Below are 19430 nucleotides of genomic sequence, written 5' to 3' on the forward strand. Positions count from 1 at the left end.
AGCCCTGCCCCCGCGTCACGTCAGGACATCGCGTCTGCGCAACGCCGCCACCCCGGCTCCCGCCAGCACCACCGCAGCCGCCGTGAGCACCAGTACCGGACCCCATTCCATCCCCGTGCCCCCCGGCAGCTTCGGCAGATGCGTGAACGGTGATATGTCCATCACCGGCTGCGGCAGGTCGATGGCGGGCCCGATCCACCCCAGTGCCAGACAGACCCCGGCCACGCCCCAGGACGCCACCGCCGCTCTCGGGAGCGCCCCGTACAGCAGGACCGCCACTCCGCCCAGCAGCCAGATCGCCGGCAGCTGCACCAGCGACGCACCCAGCACGGCCGGGAGTTCGTGGCCGTAGCCGACGGCCAGGCCGAGGCCGCCGACCGCCATGATCAGGGCGGCACCGCCGAAGGCGATGGCCAGATGACCGGCCGCCCACCCGATCCGGCTCACCCCGCCCGCCAGCACCGGTTCGGCGCGCCCGGCGGTCTCCTCGCCGTGCAGCCGCAGCACCGTCGCGACGATGTACAGCGCCGCGACCATCCCGAGCATGGAGACCATCGCTGCGAGGAACGCATCGGTCAGCCCGGACTGTCCTCCCATCCGCTCGAAGATCTCCTGCGTCTTCGCGTTGTCGCCGACGAGATCCGCCGCCCCGCCGGTCAGCCCGCCGAAGACGACACCGACCACGGCGAACGACAGCGTCCACCCGATCAGCGAACCGCGCTGGAGCCGCAGCGCAAGACCGAACGCCGTGGAGATCCGCCCCTGCGCGGGCCCGGGCCGGGTCGCCAGGAAGCTCATGCCGACATCGCGCCGGCCCGCCAGGGTGTACGCGAGGCCGGCCTGCACCGCGACGGCTGCCGCGATGACGAGCAGCACCCACCAGCGCTCGTCCGCGTACGCGCGCACATTCTCCGCCCAGCCGATGGGGGAGAGCCACGTCAGTACGGACGAGCCGTCGTCCGTCGCCGAGTCGCCCGCGGCCTTCAGTACGAACGCGGCACCGATCACCGCCGCCGTGAGTCCCTTCGCGAACCGTGCGCTCTCGGTGAACTGTGCGGCGATCGCCGCGGTGCAGGCGAACAGCACACCGATCCCGGCGACCGACAGCGCGAGCGCCACCGCTCCGGCGCCGCCCGCGCCGGACCCGGCCATACCGGCCGTGATCAACAGCGCCAGCGCGGCGTTGGCGATCAGCGCGGCAAGGAGCGCGGCAGTCAGCGGGGCGCGGCGGCCCACCATGGCGGAGGAGAGCATCTCCTGACGGCCGGTCTCCTCTTCCTCCCGGGTGTGCCGGATGACGACGATCAGGCTCATGACGGCCGCCAGCGCTCCGCCGAAGCCGACCATCCGCCAGCTGACGAGCCCGCCGATGGAGTCGTTGAAGACCGGTCCGTACAGCGCCCGGAGCGAGCTGTTGGCGTTCATCGACGCGGCGAGTTCGGCGCGCCCGGCGGCGGTGTCGTACAGCGAGGCGAGGGACTTCGCGACGGAGGAGAAGGAAGCGCCGAGCGTGATCACCCAGATCGGCATCATGATCCGGTCGCGCCGCAGCGCGAGCCTCAGCAGGGGCCAGGTGCCGGCGAGTTGCCTGGTACCCGGCCCGGTCCGGCGTTCTGCACCGGCCGGTGTGCTCATGGCCACGGCAGTCATCGTGCCGCCACCCCCACACCCTCGCCGTTGGCCGACGCGCCCGTTGCGTCGGCCGCGTAGTGACGCAGGAAGAGTTCCTCCAGCGTGGGCGGGGTGCTGGTCAGCGTCCGTACCCCCGATGCGGAGAGCGACTTGAGGACTGCGTCCAGCTTGTCCGTGTCGACCTGGAGTGTGACCCGCAGGCCCTGGACGTCGAGGTCATGGACGCCGGGCAGATGCGCGAGCCCGTTGGGAGCACCGGCCAGCTCGGCGCTGATGTTCGTACGGGTCAGATGGCGCATGTCCGCCAGCGAGCCCGTCTCCACCGTCTGCCCCTGGCGGATGATGCTGACCCGGTCGCAGAGCGATTCGACCTCGCTGAGGATGTGGCTGGACAGCAGGATCGTCCGCCCGCGCGCACGTTCTTCGGCGACGCAGTCCTGGAAGACCTCTTCCATCAGTGGATCGAGACCGCTCGTCGGCTCGTCCAGGATCAGCAGATCCACATCGGAGGCGAACGCGGCGACGAGCGCGACCTTCTGCCGGTTTCCCTTGGAGTACGTACGCCCCTTCTTCGTCGGGTCGAGCTCGAACCGTTCGACGAGGTCGGCGCGCCGGGTCCGGTCGAGGCCGCCGCGCAGCCGCCCGTACAGATCGATCACCTCACCGCCGGAGAGGTTGCGCCACAGCGTGACGTCACCCGGGACGTACGCCACCCGCCGGTGGAGCTCGACCGCGTCGTTCCACGGGTCGCGGCCGAGCAGCCGGGCGACGCCGGAGTCGGCCCGCAGCAGCCCCAGCAGCACCCGGATGGTGGTGGACTTCCCGGATCCGTTGGGTCCGAGGAAGCCGTGGACCTCACCGGCCTCGACCGTGAGGTCGAGGCCGTCCAGCGCGCGCGTCCGGCCGAACGACTTGTGCAGCCCGGCAACCGTGATTGCATTCGTCATGTTTCTGAAGGTACGCTACTTTCACAAAATTGTGAAGTTAAGGAAGCGTATAAAGTTGGGACTTGGCGGGGGCCGGGGAATCAGGGGAGACGAGCGGGTCATGACCAGCACCAGCGAAACCGAACAGAGCATGCGCGACGAGCGGGACGCGGAGGAGGTTTCGCGGTTCGTCGAGCGGTTCGCGTCCGACATGACCGAGGCGGGGATGCAGCGGATGGCGTCCCGTGTCTTCGCCGCGCTCCTCGCGGACGACGACGGGTCGATGACCTCCGCCGAGCTCGCCATGGCGCTGCAGATCAGCCCGGCGGCCGTGTCCGGCGCGGTCAATTACCTCACCCAGGTCAGCATGGTCGGCCGCGAACGCGACCCGGGCTCGCGCCGGGACCGCTACCGCCTGCACAACGAGGTCTGGTACGCCACCTTCGCCAACCGCGACCGGGTCCTCACCCGCTGGGAGAACACCCTCAAGGGCGGTGTCCGCACCCTGGGCGAGCACACCCCGGCCGGTGCCCGGCTCGCCGAGACAGCGGCGTTCTTCGAGTTCCTGCAGTCGGAGCTGGGCGGCATGATGGACCGCTGGCGCGAGCACCGCAAGACACTCGACCTCCCGGTGGCCGACGAGCGCGGGCGCCCCTGACGAAGTGGGCGGCGCCCGCCCCGGCCTGTCCGCACCGTCCGGTGGACCCCGCCCCGTCCTTCCGGCCCGCGCCGGAGGCTACCCCTCGGCCACCGGCAGCATCAGTCCCCAGGCCCCCGCCCGCACCGTCCATGTCCTCGTCCGGACCGGGCCGCCGACCTGCAGGTCCGCGCGGTAGCGGAAGTCCGCGCCCGAGACCGTGACGGCCTTCGCCTCCGCCGTGACCGGTTCGGACGCCGGAGTGCGGATCACCACCTCCGCGAGGCCCCCGTCGCCGCCCTGCGAGGCCACCGTCACCGACTCGACCGGGCGGTCCAGGTCGTTCAGCAGGACGCCGTCCGCCTCGACCCGCAGCCGGTGCGTACAGGGCGGGGCGGCAGGCGCCGGCGGGGTGGGGTGCACCAGGGTGCGGACCAGGGACCGGCAGGTGTCCCAGACCGCCGTGACCCCCGTACGGGCGGCCACCGCGCTCGGCAGCGCGCTCAAGGCCGGGATGCGCAGCGCGCCCAGGACGACGCCGTCGCTGTCGTCGACCAGCAGGTCGAGCCTGCGCACGGCGCCGTCCAGCGCGGTGCGCGCCGCCGCCACCGCGCCCAGGGGCACGCCGAGCGAATGGGCGAGTTCCAGCGCGGCCACGGCGCCGACCGGGATCAGCGAGAGCGTGGCCTGGGCCGGCTCCCGCTCCCGGTGCAGCAGGGCCACCGCCCGCCGCAGCGCCCGGTCGTCGCCGACCACCACCGGCCGCCGACTGCCCCGGCGGGACAAGGCCCGCGCGAACTCCTCCGGCCCGTCGGGCAGACAGATCTTGGCGTGCGAACCGGCGCTGAGCACGTCCTTCGCGATACGGACGGACTCGCCGTCGGTCCGGCGGGCTACCGGGTCGATGACCACCAGCAGCTGGTGCGCACCGTCGCCGGGGGGCTGGGCAGCCGACACCTCGGTCCTTCCTCGGGTAGCATCTTGGTGCAAGAGCCCCTTGCGCTATTGCGCCAGGGGCTTCGTCTATACCGGGGCACCCGGTTCGACGGTTCAGGCCCTGTCGTACATCGTCGTACGGCATGTACGACGTTTACGTACGCCCCCTGACCTTGGACATGCCCCGCCCGGAAGGGGTGTACGCCTGTGCCCGCACTTGTGCTGCTCGGTGCTCAGTGGGGTGACGAGGGCAAGGGGAAGGCCACCGATCTCCTCGGTGGTTCCGTGGACTATGTGGTGCGCTTCCAAGGCGGCAACAATGCCGGCCACACGGTGGTCGTCGGTGACCAGAAGTACGCACTTCATCTCCTCCCCTCCGGAATCCTTTCGCCGGGGTGCACCCCGGTCATCGGAAACGGTGTCGTTGTCGACCCGGCCGTCCTGCTCTCCGAGCTGAGTGGGCTGAACGACCGCGGCGTGGACACGTCCAAGCTGCTGATCAGCGGTAATGCCCATTTGATCACCCCGTACAACGTCACGATCGACAAGGTGACGGAACGGTTCCTCGGGAAGCGCAAGATCGGCACGACCGGCCGTGGCATCGGCCCGACGTACGCCGACAAGATCAACCGTGTGGGCATCCGCGTCCAGGACCTCTACGACGAGTCGATCCTGGAGCAGAAGGTCGAGGCGGCCCTGGAGCAGAAGAACCAGCTCCTCGCCAAGGTCTTCAACCGCCGTGCCATCGACTCCGGCAGGATCGTCGAGGAGATGCTCCAGTACGCGGAGCAGATCAAGCCGTACGTCGCCGACACGACGCTGGTCCTGAACAATGCCATCGACGAGGGCAAGGTCGTCCTCTTCGAGGGCGGTCAGGGCACGCTGCTCGACGTCGACCACGGCACGTACCCCTTCGTCACCTCGTCGAACCCGACCGCGGGCGGCGCCTGCACCGGTGCCGGTGTGGGCCCGACGAAGATCAGCCGGGTCATCGGCATCCTCAAGGCGTACACCACCCGTGTCGGCGCCGGCCCCTTCCCGACGGAACTGTTCGACGAGGACGGCGAGGCGCTGCGCCGGATCGGCGGCGAGCGCGGTGTCACCACCGGCCGCGACCGTCGCTGTGGCTGGTTCGACGCGGTGATCGCGAGGTACGCGACCCGGGTCAACGGTCTCACCGACTTCTTCCTCACCAAGCTGGACGTGCTGACCGGCTGGGAGCAGATTCCGGTGTGTGTCGCGTACGAGATCGACGGCAAGCGCGTCGAGGAGCTCCCGTACAGCCAGACCGACTTCCACCACGCGAAGCCGGTCTACGAGATGCTGCCGGGCTGGTCCGAGGACATCACGAAGGCCAAGACCTTCGCCGACCTGCCGAAGAACGCGCAGGCGTACGTGAAGGCGCTGGAGGAGATGTCCGGCGCCCCGATCTCCGCGATCGGTGTCGGTCCCGGCCGCACCGAGACCATCGAGATCAACTCCTTCCTGTAGGCCGACCGGGACGCGGGCGCATCACGACATGTGGTGCGCCCGCGAAGCTCCTGCCGTGGAGACATGCGGGTGCCGGTGGTCGAGGACGAGCGCAGTACGTCGTCGGCCCGTTCCCGCGCGTGCACGCATCCTCCGCTTCTGCGCCCCCGCGCCCCCGCGCCCCTGCGCCCCTGCGCCCCTGCGCCCCTGCGCCCCTGCGCCCCTGCGCCCCTGCGCCCCTGCGCCCCTGCGCCCCTGCGCTCCTGGGACGACGGCAGCGGCTCACGGGGGTGGCCGCTGTCGTCGTCCGCGACCGTCTTTCCTGCTTCCGTTGTCAGTGGTGGCCCCTAGTGTCGGCTCACGATCACGATCAGAGACGACCGGGAGAGGCCGCCGCCATGGAGTTCCGCATTGAGCGCAGTGCACTGACCGACGCCGTGGCCTGGGCAGCCCGTGTGCTGCCCACGCGCTCGCCCGTTCCCGTGCTGGGCGGGCTGCTGTTGGAGGCGGCCGACGGCCGGCTGCGTATCTCGGGCCTCGATTACGAGGCTTCCGCGTGCATCGAGGTGGAGGCGGAGACCGTACGGGCCGGCAGGGTGCTGGTCATGGGCCGCCGGCTGCTCGACGTCTGCCGGGTGCTGCCCGAGGGCGCGGTGAAGTGCGCGGTCGAGGGCTCACGGTTCTCGTTGACGAGTGACAGTGCCCGGTTCGGACTCTCTGTGCTGCCTTTCGACGACTATCCGGCGCTCCCGTCACTTCCGGAGGTGCTCGGTGCGGTGGACGCGGAGGAGTTCGCCGCGGCCGTCGCCCATGTGACGGTGGCGGCGGGCCGGGACGACACACTGCCGACCCTGACCGGTATCCGGCTGGCGCTCGACGGCGACACGATGACGCTCGCCGCGACGGACCGCTACCGGTTCGCGGTGCGTACGCTCACGTGGAAGCCCGGGCAGGACGACGTCTCGGCCGATGTCGTGGTCTCCGCACGCAGGCTGACCGAGATCGCCCGCTCCTTCGGCCGGGTCGGATTGGTCCAACTCGCCCTGGACGAAGGCTCAATCGGTTTCGAGCTGGCCGGGATGCGCACCACGGTTCGTCTGCTGGACGGCCGACTGCCGCGCCACGACAAGCTGTTCGCGATGGCGGACGCCGTCTGCGCGGTCACCGACCGGTTGCCTCTGGTCGAGGCCGTCAAGCGCGTCGCCGTGGTCGCGGAGGGCGGCAGTCCGCTCCAACTGACGTTCTCCGGCCAGTCGGTGCTTCTGCAGGCGGGTTACGAGGACGATGTCGCCTCCCAACGTCTGCCTGCCATGCTCGATGGCACCGACGAGCTGACGGTCGCTTTCAACCCCTCGTACCTGACGGACGCCCTGGCCTCGTTCGACGCGCCCGTGGTCCGGTTCGAGCTGATGGGCCCCGGCCAGCGTGCGATGGTCACCGGATGGGCGTCCCGGGAGGCAGCGGCGGACGAGGCGGCGCGCCCCGCCCACCGGCATCTGTTGATGTCGGCCAAGCCGTTGGTGTAGCGCGATCCGGACATCCCCCGACGTTCCCGGACGCCCTCCCCGGACGCCCGGTGAGCGCCCCGCCCGGCTCAGTTCATCGCTGTGCGGGCCCGGCGGGTCAGATGGGCCGGGGCCTCGATGTCCGGGGGCAGCAGGGGGTCCGGTTCCAGCTCGCCCCAGGTCGTGTGCAAGGGCAGCACGCCCGCCCACAGGCCGAGTTCCGCGTCTTCGCTGTCGCCGTCGTCCGGTGCCCCGGTACGTATCTTCACCGAGGCCTCGTCCAGCGGAAGGGCGAGCAGGGACGTCGCGGCGAGCTCCTTGCGGCTGGGGCGGCGGGCGTAGTCCCACTGACCGGGTGTCGCTTGCTCGGTCAGGCAGCGCAGACCCGCGAGCTTCTCGTCCGGGTCGGTGACTGGACGGGGCATGCCGAAGACCATGGCGCTGCGGTAGTTGACGCCGTGCTCGAAGACCGACCGGGCCAGGACGAGGCCGTCGATGTGAGTGACGGTCACACAGACCGTCGCTTCGGGGGAGGCGATCAGGCTGCGGCTGGCGACGGAGCCGTGGAAGTAGAGGTTGGCGCCGTCGGTGCCGTACACGGTGGGGACCACCAGGAGGTTTCCGTCGACGGTGACACCGAGATGGCAGACGAAGCCGGCTCCGAGGATCGCATCGAGTGCATCGCGGTCGAGGCTGCCCTGCTCGCGGAGACGGCGGTGGCGGGTGCGCGCGGTCTCCGGCAACTGCCGGTCATGAGGCGGGATGCTCACGGTGTCGGTCACGGTGGTGGGTCCTCTCGCTGAGGCATGGCCGACGGGCGGTTGGTGGCCGCATCGGGCAACTCGGGTTCGGTCAGGGTACGCAGGAGACTCCAGCCGAGGGCGGGCAGGGCGATCAGCGGTGCGAGGGCGGTCCGCAGTGCGGTGGCGTCGGCGACAGCGCCGATGACCGGTCCGGCGACACGCGTCCACACCCTGTTGCTGCTGAACGCGGTGTCCGCGCTGCTGGGCTGATCAGTCGGCTTTGGTGTACGTGAGCTTCTCGCCGGTTTCCGGGGTTTCCCGGCTCAGGGTGCCGTCCGGGAGCAAGGTCAGCGTGGTGGGCTTGCCCGCGGTGCAGGACGACATGGGTTCGCCGACGACGACCGTGGAGGGGCCGACCTCGACGGGTCCGTTCGGGGACGGTTCGGCGGTCAGGTCGGCCTGGAAGACGCAGTGGTAGGAGCTGCCGTTGTCGAGCGGTCCGTCCGCGGTGAGGGTGAGGACGGTCCGGCCGACCGTGCCCTGCTGGATGACGAGTTCCCGGGTGGAGTGGCCCGCGGCGTTGTCGATGGAGCCCGACCAGGTGCCGAGGTAGCCGGCCGGGACGGGGCCGTCACTGTTCTTCTTGTCGTCGTTCTTCTTGTCGTCGGAGGGGGAGGGGCCGGCGTCCGGGGACGACGGATCGTCGGTGACGGGGGAGCCCGGGGAGGAAGAGAACGATGAGGCGGTGGGAGACGGCTTGGGTGCCGGGCCCTTGTCGTTCATGAGGGCGTAGACGGACCCGCCCGCGCCGATGGCGACGAGCACGGCGATCGTGACGAGGGCGATGGTCGAACCCCGCCCGCGGCGGGCGGGGCCGGGCCCGGGCTGCGGGGCGGCAGTGGGACAGAGGTGGCCGTGCGGGTGCGCGGCGCCGAAGCCGGACTGTTGAGGCGGCACCGGCGGCTGGTGGTGTTGCTGCGGATATCCGTAACCGGCGTAGTTCTGCTGGGCAGGCGGCTGCTGTGGATAGCCGTACGCGGGGGAGGGCGGCGGTCCGAGGGGCGGGGCGGGTGCGGGTGCCGGCGCGTCGGCCATCGTGGCGAGCGGGTGGACGGCGCCGGGCGGCGGCTCGGGGGTGGGGCGGTCGGAGGGCGGTGCGGGTGCTGCGGGCGCTGTGGGTGCCTTGCCCGGGACGGGGTCCGGTCCGGCCGCCTCCTCCGGATCCTCGGAGTCCAGCAGTTCGACGGCGAGGCGCCCGAACTGGGCGATGAGCACGCCCGGGAGCCAGGGTTCCGTCGAATCGCTGCCGGCCAGGCGTTCCAGGACCGCGTCCGTCGTCGGACGGGCGGCCGGGTCCTTGTGCAGGCAGTCCCTGACCAGTTCGACGAGGTTCACGGGAACGCCGGTGAGGTCCGGCTCCTCCTGCGCGATCCGGAACAGCTGCGCGTGCACGCCGCTGTCGGACGCCCCGAACGGAAGCCGGCCGGTCGACGCGTACGCCAGTACCGAGCCGAGGCAGAACACATCGCACGCCGGCGTCACGCTCTCGCCCCGTACCTGCTCGGGCGACATGAAGCCGGGCGAACCGACCAGGGCCCCGGTGCGGGTGAGGCCGCCGTCGGTGACGGTGTCGAGCGCCCGGGATATACCGAAGTCGATGACACGCGGCCCGTCGATCGTCAGCAGGATGTTGGAGGGCTTGAGGTCGCGATGGATGAGCCCGGCGGCATGGATGGCCCGGAGGGCGTGGGTGAGACCCGCGCCCATGATGTGAACCGAACGCTCGGGCAGGGGACCGTACGCGCCGGAAGCCGTCCCCGCGCGGGCGCCCGCGCGGCCGGAGACGGTGGCCTGGAGGGAAGGCCCGGCGACGTACCCGGTCGCGACCCAGGGCACGGCGGCCTCGGTGTCGGCGTCCAGCACCGGGGCGGTCCAGGCGGAGCCCACCTGGCGGGCGGCCCGCACCTCCTGGCGGAAGCGGTCGCGGAACTCCTGCTGCTCGGCGAGTTCGCCGCGTACCAGCTTGATCGCGACGGTGCGGCCACGGTCGGAGCGGGCCAGGTAGACCTGGCCCATGCCGCCTGCGCCGAGCCGGCCCAGCAGGCGGTAGGCGCCGATGCGTTGTGGGTCGGCGGGACCGAGCTTTTCCATGGTGTGCGTCCTCCCCCGTGCGGCGATACGCGGGAACGCGTTGAGAATAGCGGCGCGGGTCGTGCCCCGGCGGGCCCGGGTTCCAGGCCCGTCTGCGAGGTGCCCGGTGCTTCCTCGTCCGGTTCCGTCCTCGAGCGCCGGGCTGGAAATGCCCAACTGCGACCGGTATTCCCGCGTCCGGGAAGCCGCGGGTATACCGCCCCGCACCCGACCCGACACCCTGCCCACCAAAGCGCCCCACGCCATACAAGGTGGTCATGTCGATCCGCTCCCTGCGAGACCTACGCTCACCGCATGACCCCTCATGCCCCTCATGCCCCGCATGTCGACTCCGCTGCCGGTGCGGCCGTGAAGGCCGCCGACCGCGCGCACGTGTTCCACTCCTGGTCCGCCCAGGGCCTGATCGACCCGCTCGCCGTCGCCGGCGCCGAGGGGGCGTACTTCTGGGACTACGACGGCAACCGCTACCTGGACTTCACCAGCGGCCTCGTCTACACCAACATCGGCTACCAGCACCCCACCGTCGTCGCGGCGATCCAGGAGCAGGCGGGCAAGCTCGCCACCTTTGCCCCCGCGTTCGCGGTCGAGGCGCGCTCCGAGGCCGCACGCCTCATCGCCGAGCGCACCCCCGGTGACCTGGACAAGATCTTCTTCACCAACGGCGGTGCGGAGGCCGTCGAGAACGCCGTCCGGATGGCCCGGCTGCACACCGGCCGTACGAAGGTGCTCTCCGCCTACCGCTCGTACCACGGCGCCACCTCCACCGCGATCAACCTGACCGGTGACCCGCGCCGCTGGCCTTCCGACAACGGCTCGGCGGGCGTGGTCCACTTCTGGGCCCCGTTCCTCTACCGTTCGCCGTTCCACGCCGAGACCGAGGCCGAGGAGTGCGCCCGCGCACTCCAGCACCTGGAGGACACCCTCGCCTTCGAGGGCGCCGCCACCATCGCCGCGATCATCCTGGAGACGATCCCCGGCACGGCCGGCATCATGACGCCGCCGCCCGGCTATCTCGCGGGCGTACGCGAGATCTGCGACCGGTACGGAATCGTCTTCATCCTCGACGAGGTGATGGCCGGCTTCGGGCGCACCGGCAAGTGGTTCGCCGCCGACCACTTCGACGTGGTGCCGGACCTGATGACGTTCGCCAAGGGCGTCAACTCCGGGTACGTACCGCTCGGCGGTGTCGCCATCTCCGCCGAGATCGCCGCCACCTTCGAGACCCGCGCCTACCCGGGCGGACTGACCTACTCCGGTCACCCTCTGGCCTGCGCGGCCGCTGTCGCCACCATCCATGTCATGGAGGACGAGAAGGTCATCGAGAACGCCGCCCACATCGGCGAGACGGTCCTCGGCCCCGGCCTGCGCGAGCTGGCCGAGCGCCACCCGTCGGTCGGTGAGGTCCGCGGCCTCGGCGCCTTCTGGGCGCTGGACCTGGTCCGCAACAAGGAGACCCGCGAGCCGCTGGTTCCGTACAACGCGGCAGGCGAGGCCAACGCGGCCATGGCGGCCTTCGGCGCGGCCGCGAAGAAGAACGGCCTGTGGCCCTTCGTCAACATGAACCGCACCCACGCCGTTCCGGCCTGCAACGTCACCGAGGCGGAGGCCAAGGAGGGCCTCGCCGCTCTCGACGCGGCGCTGTCGGTCGCGGACGAGTACACCGTGTAGCGGCGGCCCGCGCGGCCCCGCAGCACGGCGCCCCTCCCCTGCCCGGATCCGGGCACGGCAACCCTGGCTTAAGGTGATCGAAAGCCGAAAACGGGGGAGGGGCGCCATGTGCGCGAGCCGAGCTGTAACCCGCAGTACGCTGCGGCAGCAGATCACGGACGCGCTGCGTGATGAAGTGCTGGCCGGGCGTTTGCAACCGGGACGGGGGTTCACCGTCAAGCAGATCGCCGAGCAGTACGGCGTCTCGGCGACTCCGGTACGTGAGGCGCTCTTCGATCTCTCCGCGCAGGGCCTGCTCGAATCGGATCAGCACCGCGGTTTCCGGGTGCGTGAGTTCACCGTCGCCGACTACCGGTCGATGGTCGAGGCCCGCGCCCTGGTCATCGACGGAGTCATCCGCGGCGTCTTCTACGAGCCCGCACTGTCGGCCGCACAGAGGGTGACGCACCATGACTGCCTGGTCGCCGTACGCCGCAGAGCCCAGGAGGCCGCACGAGCGGCGCAGGGCGGTGACCTCGAAATCCTCATCGGCTACGACCTGCGTTTCTGGCGCGAGTTGGGCGCGCTCGGGTGCAACACGTACATCAACGATTTCCTGCACAGGCTGCGCGTCCAGGCATGGGTTTTCGCGGTGCCGTATCTGCGCCATGACGTGGGCGCCAGGGACTGGCTCTGGCAGGGTCATCCGGAACTGGTCGCGGCGATCACGCTCGGCAGCCACGACGCGGTGCGCGCGGTGATCGACGACTACAACGCACACGCGCTGAGCTGGGCGGACCGGCTCGCGGCCGGAAACCCCGCGCACCCGGGCCACGGGCCGCGGTCGACGGGGCAGGCCACGGCCCCCGGAGCGCCGGAGCCGGAGTCCCCGGCGCGCTGACCGCACGTGGCGGAGCCCCGGCCCCCCACGTGCTGATCGGACCGACCGGGGCCACGGGCCGCGGCCGGCCCCCTGCCCGTAACCGTCGGCCACTGTGCGCAACGAGCCCACCGCATTACGCTGTCCCGACCGTTATGAATATTCCGATGCGTACCCGTGGGGAGAGCGAGACTTCGTGGCCTGTGACCTGTGGCTGGTCCCCCTCGTCGATGTGCTGTGCCACAGCCCCGACAATCCGTTCGCCGAAGAGATCGCCGTCTACGACAAGGCATTGAGCGCGGCCGGACTGCCGCCCGTCCCCGTGTACGCCTACATGCCGGGCCTGACCGGTGACGTCGCCCCGGTCGCGGCCTTCGACTACGACGCACTGCACTTCCTGCGCCGCGCCTATCTGCTCCAGCTCAGCGGCCTCGCCGTCACGCCCGTCGACGAACTCGGCGGGGACTACGAGCAGTTGCTGGAGATGTTCGAGGCGACGGCCCGGCAGTCCCACCTGGCCTGGCACTACGACCATGCGGGGGCATACGTTCCGCTGGACTTCGCCGCCCCGCTCTCCAACGACGAACTGCTGGAGGGCGGCGGCCCGCTCGGCTCCGCGCACGGACTGCTGCGGGAGCTGGAGTTCGTCGCCCCGTCCATCGGTATCGACCCGGCGCACCCGCCGGCCGCTCCGCTGCCGCCCATCGCACCGACCTCCGTGGAGGAGCCGGCGAGCCCGATTCCGTACGACGACAGTCCGTTCGCCCGTGAGCGGCACGCCTGGCTGGGCCTGCACGCGGCGGCCACCCGCAGCCTCGCCCAAGGCTCCATGATCATCTTCAGCTGAAGCAGGGAGGACATCTGTACCGGTACTCGTACCGGTACAGATGCCTGCACAGGTGCCGAGGCAGTCAGGCGCCTGCGGTGTCACCGCGGTGGGATCACCGTGGGGACTCCGGGGGCCGCTGCCGCGGCATGTTCGGCCGGGCCATTGTCTGCTGCATCGGGAACCGTCCCGGCAGCGACCCCTGGTCCGTACGGCCGCCGCCTCCGCTGCCCGACGACAGTGCCTGCATCCCCATCGGCGCGGGCCCGGCCCGGAACTCCACCATCCAGTCCGCGGTCTCGGTCCGTACGAGCTCCGTGATGTCCTCCGAGAACCGCCGAAGCACCCCCAGAGACCGCTCGGCGGCCTCGCTCGCCGTCCCCTCGGTCGGGCCGAGCACCTCCCGTACGCACTCCGACGCCCAGTCGAACTGCAGCACCTGAAGGCGCCGCTGCACGGCCTGGGCGGTGGCGAGGTTTCTTATCCAGCCCGAGGTCAGGCCGAAGTACCGGTCGCATGCCATGCACGCGGCGCCCAGCAGCAGCGACAGATAGCCCCAGCCCGCCGCCCCGCCCAGCGCCCCGGTGAGATCGAGCAACGGCAGCGCGGCGCCCGCCAACGCCCCGGCCGCCGTGCCCATCCGCAGAGTCCTGGCTCCGCGCCGCTTCCACACCCGGTCGCGCAGGTACCAGTCAGCGGTGTGCAGGGCGTCGGCCTCGACCCAGCGGTACAGCTCGTCGAGGCGTTCGGCGGGTTCGCCCCAGTCGCCGGGCGGGAACGGCGTACCAGTCAGATCCCGGCCCCGCGCATCCCGGCCGCGCGCGCCGGAGCCCGAACCGGAGGAACCGGCCGAGCCGGGCTCGTTGCGGGGCGGCCCTTCGGGCTGCATCTCCGGCTGACTCACCGGGCTGCTCCTCTCCATTCTGCGTAGCGACGCCTGATGTGTGGCGGTGTCTTCGACGGTTGGCTGATCACTGCTCTCCGGCGTGGCCGACTGTCTCTGGTACGTAACCTTGCGTGACGAGCAGTGCGCCTGTGTGTCCTGATGCGCATGCCCTTCCTACCGCCGAATGGTGGGCCGTGGAGTCGAAATCGCGGAATCCCCGGGTGCGCAGGGCCTGTGATCAGGTATAGGAGTCACGCCGACGCCGCCTGGAACTCACTCGAAAGAGTTGCTCGCCAGTGGGTGGGGCGCCCTGCGCGGTGACCACGTAGGCTCGGCATACCGAAACATTTTGTCGTCGAATTGCCAGGAGTGACCGTGATTCCCGGTGGTGGTCAGCCCAATATGCAGCAGCTGCTGCAGCAGGCCCAGAAGATGCAGCAGGATCTCGCCGCGGCCCAGGAGGAATTGGCCAGGACCGAGGTCGAGGGTCAGGCGGGTGGCGGTCTGGTGAAGGCGACCGTGACCGGCTCCGGCGAGCTCCGTGCTCTGGTGATCGACCCCAAGGCCGTCGACCCGGAGGACACCGAGACGCTCGCGGACCTCGTCGTTGCCGCAGTCCAGGCAGCGAACGAGAACGCGCAGCAGCTCCAGCAGCAGAAGCTGGGCCCGCTGGCCCAGGGCCTGGGCGGCATGCCCGGCCTCCCCTTCTGACTCTTCTGATCCTTGAGGTCTCTTCTGACCTGCGATCCGAACTCGTAAGTTGTAGTCATAGCTCATTCAGGAAGGCGTTCCGTTGTACGAAGGCGTGGTTCAGGACCTCATCGACGAGCTGGGCAGGCTGCCCGGCGTCGGTCCCAAGAGCGCGCAGCGGATCGCTTTCCACGTCCTGCAGGCCGAGCCGACCGATGTGCGCCGCCTTGCCCATGCCCTCCTGGAGGTCAAGGACAAGGTCCGGTTCTGTTCGGTCTGCGGCAATGTCGCTCAGCAGGAGCAGTGCAACATCTGCCGGGACGCCCGCCGCGACCAGACGGTCATCTGCGTGGTCGAGGAGCCGAAGGATGTCGTCGCGATCGAGCGGACCCGTGAGTTCCGGGGTCGGTACCACGTGCTCGGCGGCGCGATCAGCCCGATCGAGGGTGTCGGCCCCGACGATCTGCGTATCCGCGAGCTGCTCGCCCGTCTCGCCGACGGCTCGATCACGGAGCTGATCCTGGCGACCGACCCCAACCTGGAGGGCGAGGCCACTGCGACGTACCTGGCGCGGATGGTCAAGCCGATGGGCCTGCGGGTCACCAGACTGGCCAGCGGCCTGCCGGTGGGCGGCGACCTGGAGTACGCGGACGAGGTCACCCTGGGCCGCGCTTTCGAGGGGAGGCGCCTGCTCGATGTCTGAAGCCTTCACGATGACGACGTCCGATGTTCTTGCATCGACTCACGACGGCTTTGCGTTCGGCGACGCTATATTCTACTCACCGTTCGCGACCGTGCCCACGGGAGGTCCCCTCGATGTCTGACGCCACGCTGAACTCCGTCACGCAGGCCCCGGACGACTTCGCCGTCCAGATCGCCGACCAGATCAAGACGTTCATCGTCGCGGTCACGGAGGTGTCCAAGGTCGAGGAGCCCGAGGAGGCCGTCCCCGTTCTGCTGCTCCAGATCTCCCAGCTGCTGCTGGCGGGCGGCAGGCTCGGCGCCTACGAGGACATCGTCCCCGACGAGCGCTACGAGCCGGATCTGGGCGCCGAGCCGGACGCCGACGGCCTGCGCGAGCGGTTCGCCGCCCTGCTGGAGCCGATCGACGTCTACTCCGAGGTCTTCGACCCGTACGAGCCCCGCAAGGCCCCGGTGCCGGCCCGTATCTCCGACGACCTGGCCGACCTGGTCACCGACCTGCGCCACGGCCTGGCCCACTACGAAGAGGACCGCACGACCGAGGCCCTGTGGTGGTGGCAGTTCTCCTACTTCTCCAACTGGGGCTCCACCGCATCCGCCACTCTGCGTGCCCTCCAGTCCCTGATCGCCCACATCCGCCTCAACCAGCCCCTTCAGGAGCTGGACGGCCTGGACACGGACTCGGAGACCGCCGACGACGAGCTGGCCGAGGAGGCGGGCCGGGTGATGGCCGAGGAGATCGCGGGGCCGCTGGGGCTGCGACCGGTGCAGTAGCGCCCGGCACCCACCTGCCCTCGCGGCAACGTGACACCCGACCTGGCGGCCAGGGTCGGGGACGGCGGACGTGTCGTTGCAGTACCAGAGCCTGTCGGGCCACCTCTCCAATCGGAGGTCACCCGACAGGCTCTTACGCATGGTGGGGGCCTCCGAAGGGCGGACCGTGGGGTTCCGGTCCACGCTGGATACAGGTGGCTCGTGAATCGTGGACCCGGCTCGCCGCATATGTGGGCCGGCCCACATACGGGAGTAGGGGCCCGATCGGCGGGCAGCAGCCCCGTACGAGCAGTTCGGGGCGGCACGCCGATGATCACGTGTTGAGCGGGACATCTCAACATGTGATATAGGCGGGGCGTTTCCGGACTGCTCGTTAAACTGAGCCGACCGCAGTAATGGACTGAGCGAGGAGCGCACGTGGGCCTTGTCGTGCAGAAGTACGGAGGCTCCTCCGTAGCCGATGCCGAAGGCATCAAGCGCGTCGCCAAGCGAATCGTCGATGCCAAGAAGAACGGCAACCAGGTGGTTGTCGTGGTGTCAGCGATGGGCGACACGACGGACGAGTTGATCGATCTCGCCGAGCAGGTATCCCCGATACCTGCCGGGCGTGAGTTCGACATGCTGCTGACCGCCGGAGAGCGGATCTCCATGGCCCTGCTGGCGATGGCGATCAAAAACCTCGGTCACGAGGCCCAATCGTTCACCGGCAGCCAGGCAGGCGTCATCACCGACTCGGTCCACAACAAAGCGCGCATCATCGATGTGACGCCGGGCCGTATCCGTACGGCACTGGACGAGGGGAACATCGCGATCGTCGCGGGGTTCCAGGGTGTGTCCCAGGACAAGAAGGACATCACCACCCTCGGTCGCGGCGGGTCCGACACCACCGCAGTCGCGCTCGCGGCCGCGCTGGATGCCGAGGTCTGTGAGATCTACACCGATGTGGACGGTGTCTTCACCGCCGACCCGCGGGTCGTGAAGAAGGCCCGGAAGATCGACTGGATCTCCTTCGAGGACATGCTGGAGCTGGCCGCGTCCGGCTCCAAGGTGCTGCTGCACCGCTGCGTTGAGTACGCACGTCGCTACAACATCCCGATCCACGTCCGTTCGTCCTTCTCCGGACTGCGCGGAACCTGGGTCAGCAACGAGCCGCAAGGGGACCAGAAGGTGGAGCACGCGATCATCTCCGGAGTCGCCCATGACGTCTCCGAGGCCAAGATCACCGTCGTCGGCGTGCCCGACAAGCCGGGCGAGGCCGCCGCGATCTTCCGCACCATCGCGAACGCGGAAGTCAACATCGACATGGTGGTGCAGAACGTCTCCGCCGCGTCGACCGGTCTGACCGACATCTCGTTCACGCTGCCGAAGGCCGAGGGCCGCAAGGCGATCGACGCCCTGGAGCGCAACCGCGGCACCATCGGCTTCGAGTCGCTGCGCTACGACGACCAGATCGCGAAGATCTCCCTGGTCGGCGCCGGCATGAAGACCAACCCGGGTGTCACGGCAGGCTTCTTCGAGGCGCTGTCGGACGCCGGTGTGAACATCGAGCTCATCTCGACGTCCGAGATCCGCATCTCGGTGGTCACCCGCGCCGACGACGTCAACGAGGCCGTGCGCGCCGTGCACACCGCCTTCGGTCTCGACAGCGATTCCGACGAGGCCGTCGTCTACGGGGGCACCGGCCGATGACTGCCCGCCGTCCCTCGCTCGCGGTCGTCGGAGCGACCGGGGCGATCGGCGGTGTCATGCTCCAGATCCTTTCGCAGCATGCGGATGTCTGGGGCGAGGTGAAGCTGGTCGCCTCGCCGCGTTCGGCCGGCCGCAAGCTGGTCGTACGCGGAGAGGAGAGCGAGGTCCTCGAACTCACCGAGGACGTCTTCGACGACACCGACGTGGCGCTGTTCCTGGTGCCCGACGCCGTCTCCGCGCAGTGGGCACCGATCGCCGCCGCCAAGGGCACGGTCGTCATCGACGACTCCGCCGCGTTCCGGCTGGACCCGGACGTTCCGCTGGTCGTACCCGAGATCAATCCGCATGCCGTACGGATCAGGCCGCGCGGCATCGTCGCGAGCCCGAACTGCACGACGCTCTCGCTGATCGTCGCGGTCGGCGCGCTGCACGCCGAATTCGGGGTTCGGGAACTGGTCGTCTCCTCGTACCAGGCGGTGAGCGGGGCGGGCCGGGACGGTGTCGCGGCGCTGCGCGAACAGCTGTCGATGGTGGCCGGTACGGAACTGGGTACGAAGCCCGGAGACGTACGCCGGGCCATGGGGGACGCGGAAGGCAGCCCCTTTGCCGCGCCGGTGGCCCTCAACGTGGTGCCCTGGGCCGGGACCGAGGCCGGGGACGGCTGGTCGTCGGAGGAACTGGCGATCCGCGAGGAGTGCCGCAAGATCTTGGATTTGCCGAGCCTGCGGGTGGCGGCGACGTGTGTCTACGTACCCGTCATCGCGACGCACTCGATGTCCGTGCACGCGCGGTTCGAGAACGAGATCGCGGTCGACCGCGCCCACGAGATCCTGGCGACGGCACCGGGCGTGGTGCTGTACGACAGCCCGGCGGCGGGGGACTTCCCGACACCGTCCGATGTCGTCGGCACCGATCCGACCTGGGTCGGACGGGTGCGCAGGTCTCTGGACGATCCCCGGGGCCTGGAACTGTTCGTCTGCGGTGACAACCTCCGCAAGGGGGCGGCGTTGAACGTGGCGCAGATCGCCGAATCGGTGGCCGCTGAATTTCCCCCGGTCTGAATCGAACCTGTTTTGTATTCTCTGTGAATGCCCTGTGAGCAAGTTGAAGGTCTGAACCTCTTGAGCTGGGGTGTCGGGGTATCCGACGATGACCTTCCGGCCTGCTGCAACCGCCGGCCGGGGAGCGCGCGTCTATGCGGTCACTTCCTGCGAGGCGGGGCGCGTATTCGGGGCATTTGTGGAAGAGCAGGTACGTATGAGGGCATGTCGCATCGCGTCAAACGCGATGCCGCGCGCGTACAACCCTGACGGGGGGAAACGTGTCCAACTGGCGT

Annotated in this window: 18 protein-coding genes; 11 read left to right on the plus strand and 7 right to left on the minus strand. The window is 69.9% G+C overall.

The features are described from left to right. Positions 1-15 precede the first annotated feature (15 nt). Together ACH4EW_RS07175 and ACH4EW_RS07180 are read right to left on the minus strand one after the other, a co-directional pair. A complete protein-coding gene (locus ACH4EW_RS07175; protein WP_398252591.1) occupies positions 16-1650 on the minus strand; it encodes an ABC transporter permease in 1635 nt (544 codons plus the stop codon). Next, positions 1647-2579, minus strand: a complete 933-nt coding sequence (locus ACH4EW_RS07180) for an ATP-binding cassette domain-containing protein (protein WP_398252593.1) — start codon at positions 2577-2579, stop codon at positions 1647-1649. The genes ACH4EW_RS07175 and ACH4EW_RS07180 overlap by 4 nt, the downstream gene beginning before the upstream one ends. A 100-nt stretch (positions 2580-2679) precedes the next feature. On the opposite strand from ACH4EW_RS07180, the gene ACH4EW_RS07185 reads away from it, so the two are divergent. Continuing rightward, entirely contained in the window at positions 2680-3216 is a 537-nt protein-coding gene (locus tag ACH4EW_RS07185; RefSeq protein ID WP_398252595.1) for a GbsR/MarR family transcriptional regulator, read from the plus strand. 78 nt (positions 3217-3294) lie between these two features. On the opposite strand, the gene ACH4EW_RS07190 is transcribed toward ACH4EW_RS07185, so the two are convergent. Beyond that, on the minus strand, positions 3295-4152 hold the full coding sequence (locus ACH4EW_RS07190; protein WP_398252598.1) for a diacylglycerol kinase: 858 nt from the start codon (positions 4150-4152) through the stop codon (positions 3295-3297). A gap of 186 nt (positions 4153-4338) precedes the next feature. Between ACH4EW_RS07190 and ACH4EW_RS07195 the strand changes: the two genes are divergently transcribed. Together ACH4EW_RS07195 and dnaN are read left to right on the plus strand one after the other, a co-directional pair. Then, positions 4339-5622 (plus strand): adenylosuccinate synthase, encoded by a 1284-nt coding sequence (locus ACH4EW_RS07195; protein WP_398252601.1) that lies wholly within the window; start codon positions 4339-4341, stop codon positions 5620-5622. A gap of 377 nt (positions 5623-5999) precedes the next feature. Further along, positions 6000-7127, plus strand: a complete 1128-nt coding sequence (gene dnaN, locus ACH4EW_RS07200; RefSeq protein WP_398252603.1) for a DNA polymerase III subunit beta — start codon at positions 6000-6002, stop codon at positions 7125-7127. A gap of 68 nt (positions 7128-7195) precedes the next feature. On the opposite strand, the gene ACH4EW_RS07205 is transcribed toward dnaN, so the two are convergent. Genes ACH4EW_RS07205 through ACH4EW_RS07215 form a run of 3 tightly spaced genes read right to left on the minus strand, consistent with a single transcriptional unit; the run spans position 7196 to position 10000 of the window. After that, entirely contained in the window at positions 7196-7888 is a 693-nt protein-coding gene (locus ACH4EW_RS07205; RefSeq protein ID WP_398252605.1) for a pyridoxamine 5'-phosphate oxidase family protein, read from the minus strand. Then, a complete protein-coding gene (locus ACH4EW_RS07210) occupies positions 7885-8079 on the minus strand; it encodes a hypothetical protein (RefSeq protein ID WP_398252608.1) in 195 nt (64 codons plus the stop codon). The genes ACH4EW_RS07205 and ACH4EW_RS07210 overlap by 4 nt, the downstream gene beginning before the upstream one ends. Positions 8080-8119: 40 nt before the next feature. Continuing rightward, positions 8120-10000, minus strand: coding sequence for a serine/threonine-protein kinase (locus ACH4EW_RS07215; protein WP_398252611.1), 1881 nt, complete (start codon positions 9998-10000; stop codon positions 8120-8122). 294 nt (positions 10001-10294) lie between these two features. Here ACH4EW_RS07215 and ACH4EW_RS07220 point away from each other — a divergent pair, with 294 nt between their 5' ends. The 3 genes from ACH4EW_RS07220 to ACH4EW_RS07230 all read left to right on the plus strand — a co-directional run bounded on the left by ACH4EW_RS07220 (position 10295) and on the right by ACH4EW_RS07230 (position 13374). After that, positions 10295-11668 (plus strand): aspartate aminotransferase family protein, encoded by a 1374-nt coding sequence (locus ACH4EW_RS07220; RefSeq protein WP_398252613.1) that lies wholly within the window; start codon positions 10295-10297, stop codon positions 11666-11668. 106 nt (positions 11669-11774) lie between these two features. Next, a complete protein-coding gene (locus tag ACH4EW_RS07225; protein WP_398252615.1) occupies positions 11775-12548 on the plus strand; it encodes a GntR family transcriptional regulator in 774 nt (257 codons plus the stop codon). 175 nt (positions 12549-12723) lie between these two features. Continuing rightward, the gene (locus ACH4EW_RS07230) at positions 12724-13374 is read left to right on the plus strand and encodes a hypothetical protein (RefSeq protein ID WP_398252618.1); all 651 of its coding nucleotides are present in this window, start codon (positions 12724-12726) and stop codon (positions 13372-13374) included. A 94-nt stretch (positions 13375-13468) separates the two neighbouring features. On the opposite strand, the gene ACH4EW_RS07235 is transcribed toward ACH4EW_RS07230, so the two are convergent. After that, a complete protein-coding gene (locus tag ACH4EW_RS07235; protein WP_398252621.1) occupies positions 13469-14257 on the minus strand; it encodes an SLATT domain-containing protein in 789 nt (262 codons plus the stop codon). Between the two features lie 357 nt (positions 14258-14614). Between ACH4EW_RS07235 and ACH4EW_RS07240 the strand changes: the two genes are divergently transcribed. The 5 genes from ACH4EW_RS07240 to ACH4EW_RS07260 all read left to right on the plus strand — a co-directional run bounded on the left by ACH4EW_RS07240 (position 14615) and on the right by ACH4EW_RS07260 (position 19155). Further along, complete coding sequence (locus tag ACH4EW_RS07240) at positions 14615-14950, plus strand: YbaB/EbfC family nucleoid-associated protein (RefSeq protein ID WP_266365457.1); 336 nt, start codon at positions 14615-14617, stop codon at positions 14948-14950. An 82-nt stretch (positions 14951-15032) separates the two neighbouring features. Then, the gene (gene recR / locus ACH4EW_RS07245) at positions 15033-15632 is read left to right on the plus strand and encodes a recombination mediator RecR (RefSeq protein ID WP_398252624.1); all 600 of its coding nucleotides are present in this window, start codon (positions 15033-15035) and stop codon (positions 15630-15632) included. A 113-nt stretch (positions 15633-15745) separates the two neighbouring features. Then, positions 15746-16405, plus strand: coding sequence for a DUF5063 domain-containing protein (locus ACH4EW_RS07250; RefSeq protein ID WP_398252627.1), 660 nt, complete (start codon positions 15746-15748; stop codon positions 16403-16405). A 417-nt stretch (positions 16406-16822) separates the two neighbouring features. Next, on the plus strand, positions 16823-18094 hold the full coding sequence (locus tag ACH4EW_RS07255; protein ID WP_398252630.1) for an aspartate kinase: 1272 nt from the start codon (positions 16823-16825) through the stop codon (positions 18092-18094). Continuing rightward, the gene (locus ACH4EW_RS07260) at positions 18091-19155 is read left to right on the plus strand and encodes an aspartate-semialdehyde dehydrogenase (RefSeq protein WP_398252633.1); all 1065 of its coding nucleotides are present in this window, start codon (positions 18091-18093) and stop codon (positions 19153-19155) included. Before ACH4EW_RS07255 ends, ACH4EW_RS07260 begins: the two co-directional genes overlap by 4 nt. Positions 19156-19430: the final 275 nt, after the last annotated feature.

Origin of the sequence: Streptomyces sp. NPDC018000 (genome assembly GCF_044328025.1) — a bacterium.
In the GTDB taxonomy this organism is placed as follows: domain Bacteria; phylum Actinomycetota; class Actinomycetes; order Streptomycetales; family Streptomycetaceae; genus Streptomyces.

Coding starts and splice junctions, on each gene's coding strand:
- ACH4EW_RS07175 (WP_398252591.1), bottom strand. CDS start 1,650: ATGACTGCCGTGGCCATGAGCACACCGGCCGGTGCAGAACGCCGGACC.
- ACH4EW_RS07180 (WP_398252593.1), bottom strand. CDS start 2,579: ATGACGAATGCAATCACGGTTGCCGGGCTGCACAAGTCGTTCGGCCGG.
- ACH4EW_RS07185 (WP_398252595.1), top strand. CDS start 2,680: ATGACCAGCACCAGCGAAACCGAACAGAGCATGCGCGACGAGCGGGAC.
- dnaN (WP_398252603.1), top strand. CDS start 6,000: ATGGAGTTCCGCATTGAGCGCAGTGCACTGACCGACGCCGTGGCCTGG.
- ACH4EW_RS07215 (WP_398252611.1), bottom strand. CDS start 10,000: ATGGAAAAGCTCGGTCCCGCCGACCCACAACGCATCGGCGCCTACCGC.
- ACH4EW_RS07220 (WP_398252613.1), top strand. CDS start 10,295: ATGACCCCTCATGCCCCTCATGCCCCGCATGTCGACTCCGCTGCCGGT.
- ACH4EW_RS07225 (WP_398252615.1), top strand. CDS start 11,775: ATGTGCGCGAGCCGAGCTGTAACCCGCAGTACGCTGCGGCAGCAGATC.
- ACH4EW_RS07250 (WP_398252627.1), top strand. CDS start 15,746: ATGTCTGACGCCACGCTGAACTCCGTCACGCAGGCCCCGGACGACTTC.
- ACH4EW_RS07260 (WP_398252633.1), top strand. CDS start 18,091: ATGACTGCCCGCCGTCCCTCGCTCGCGGTCGTCGGAGCGACCGGGGCG.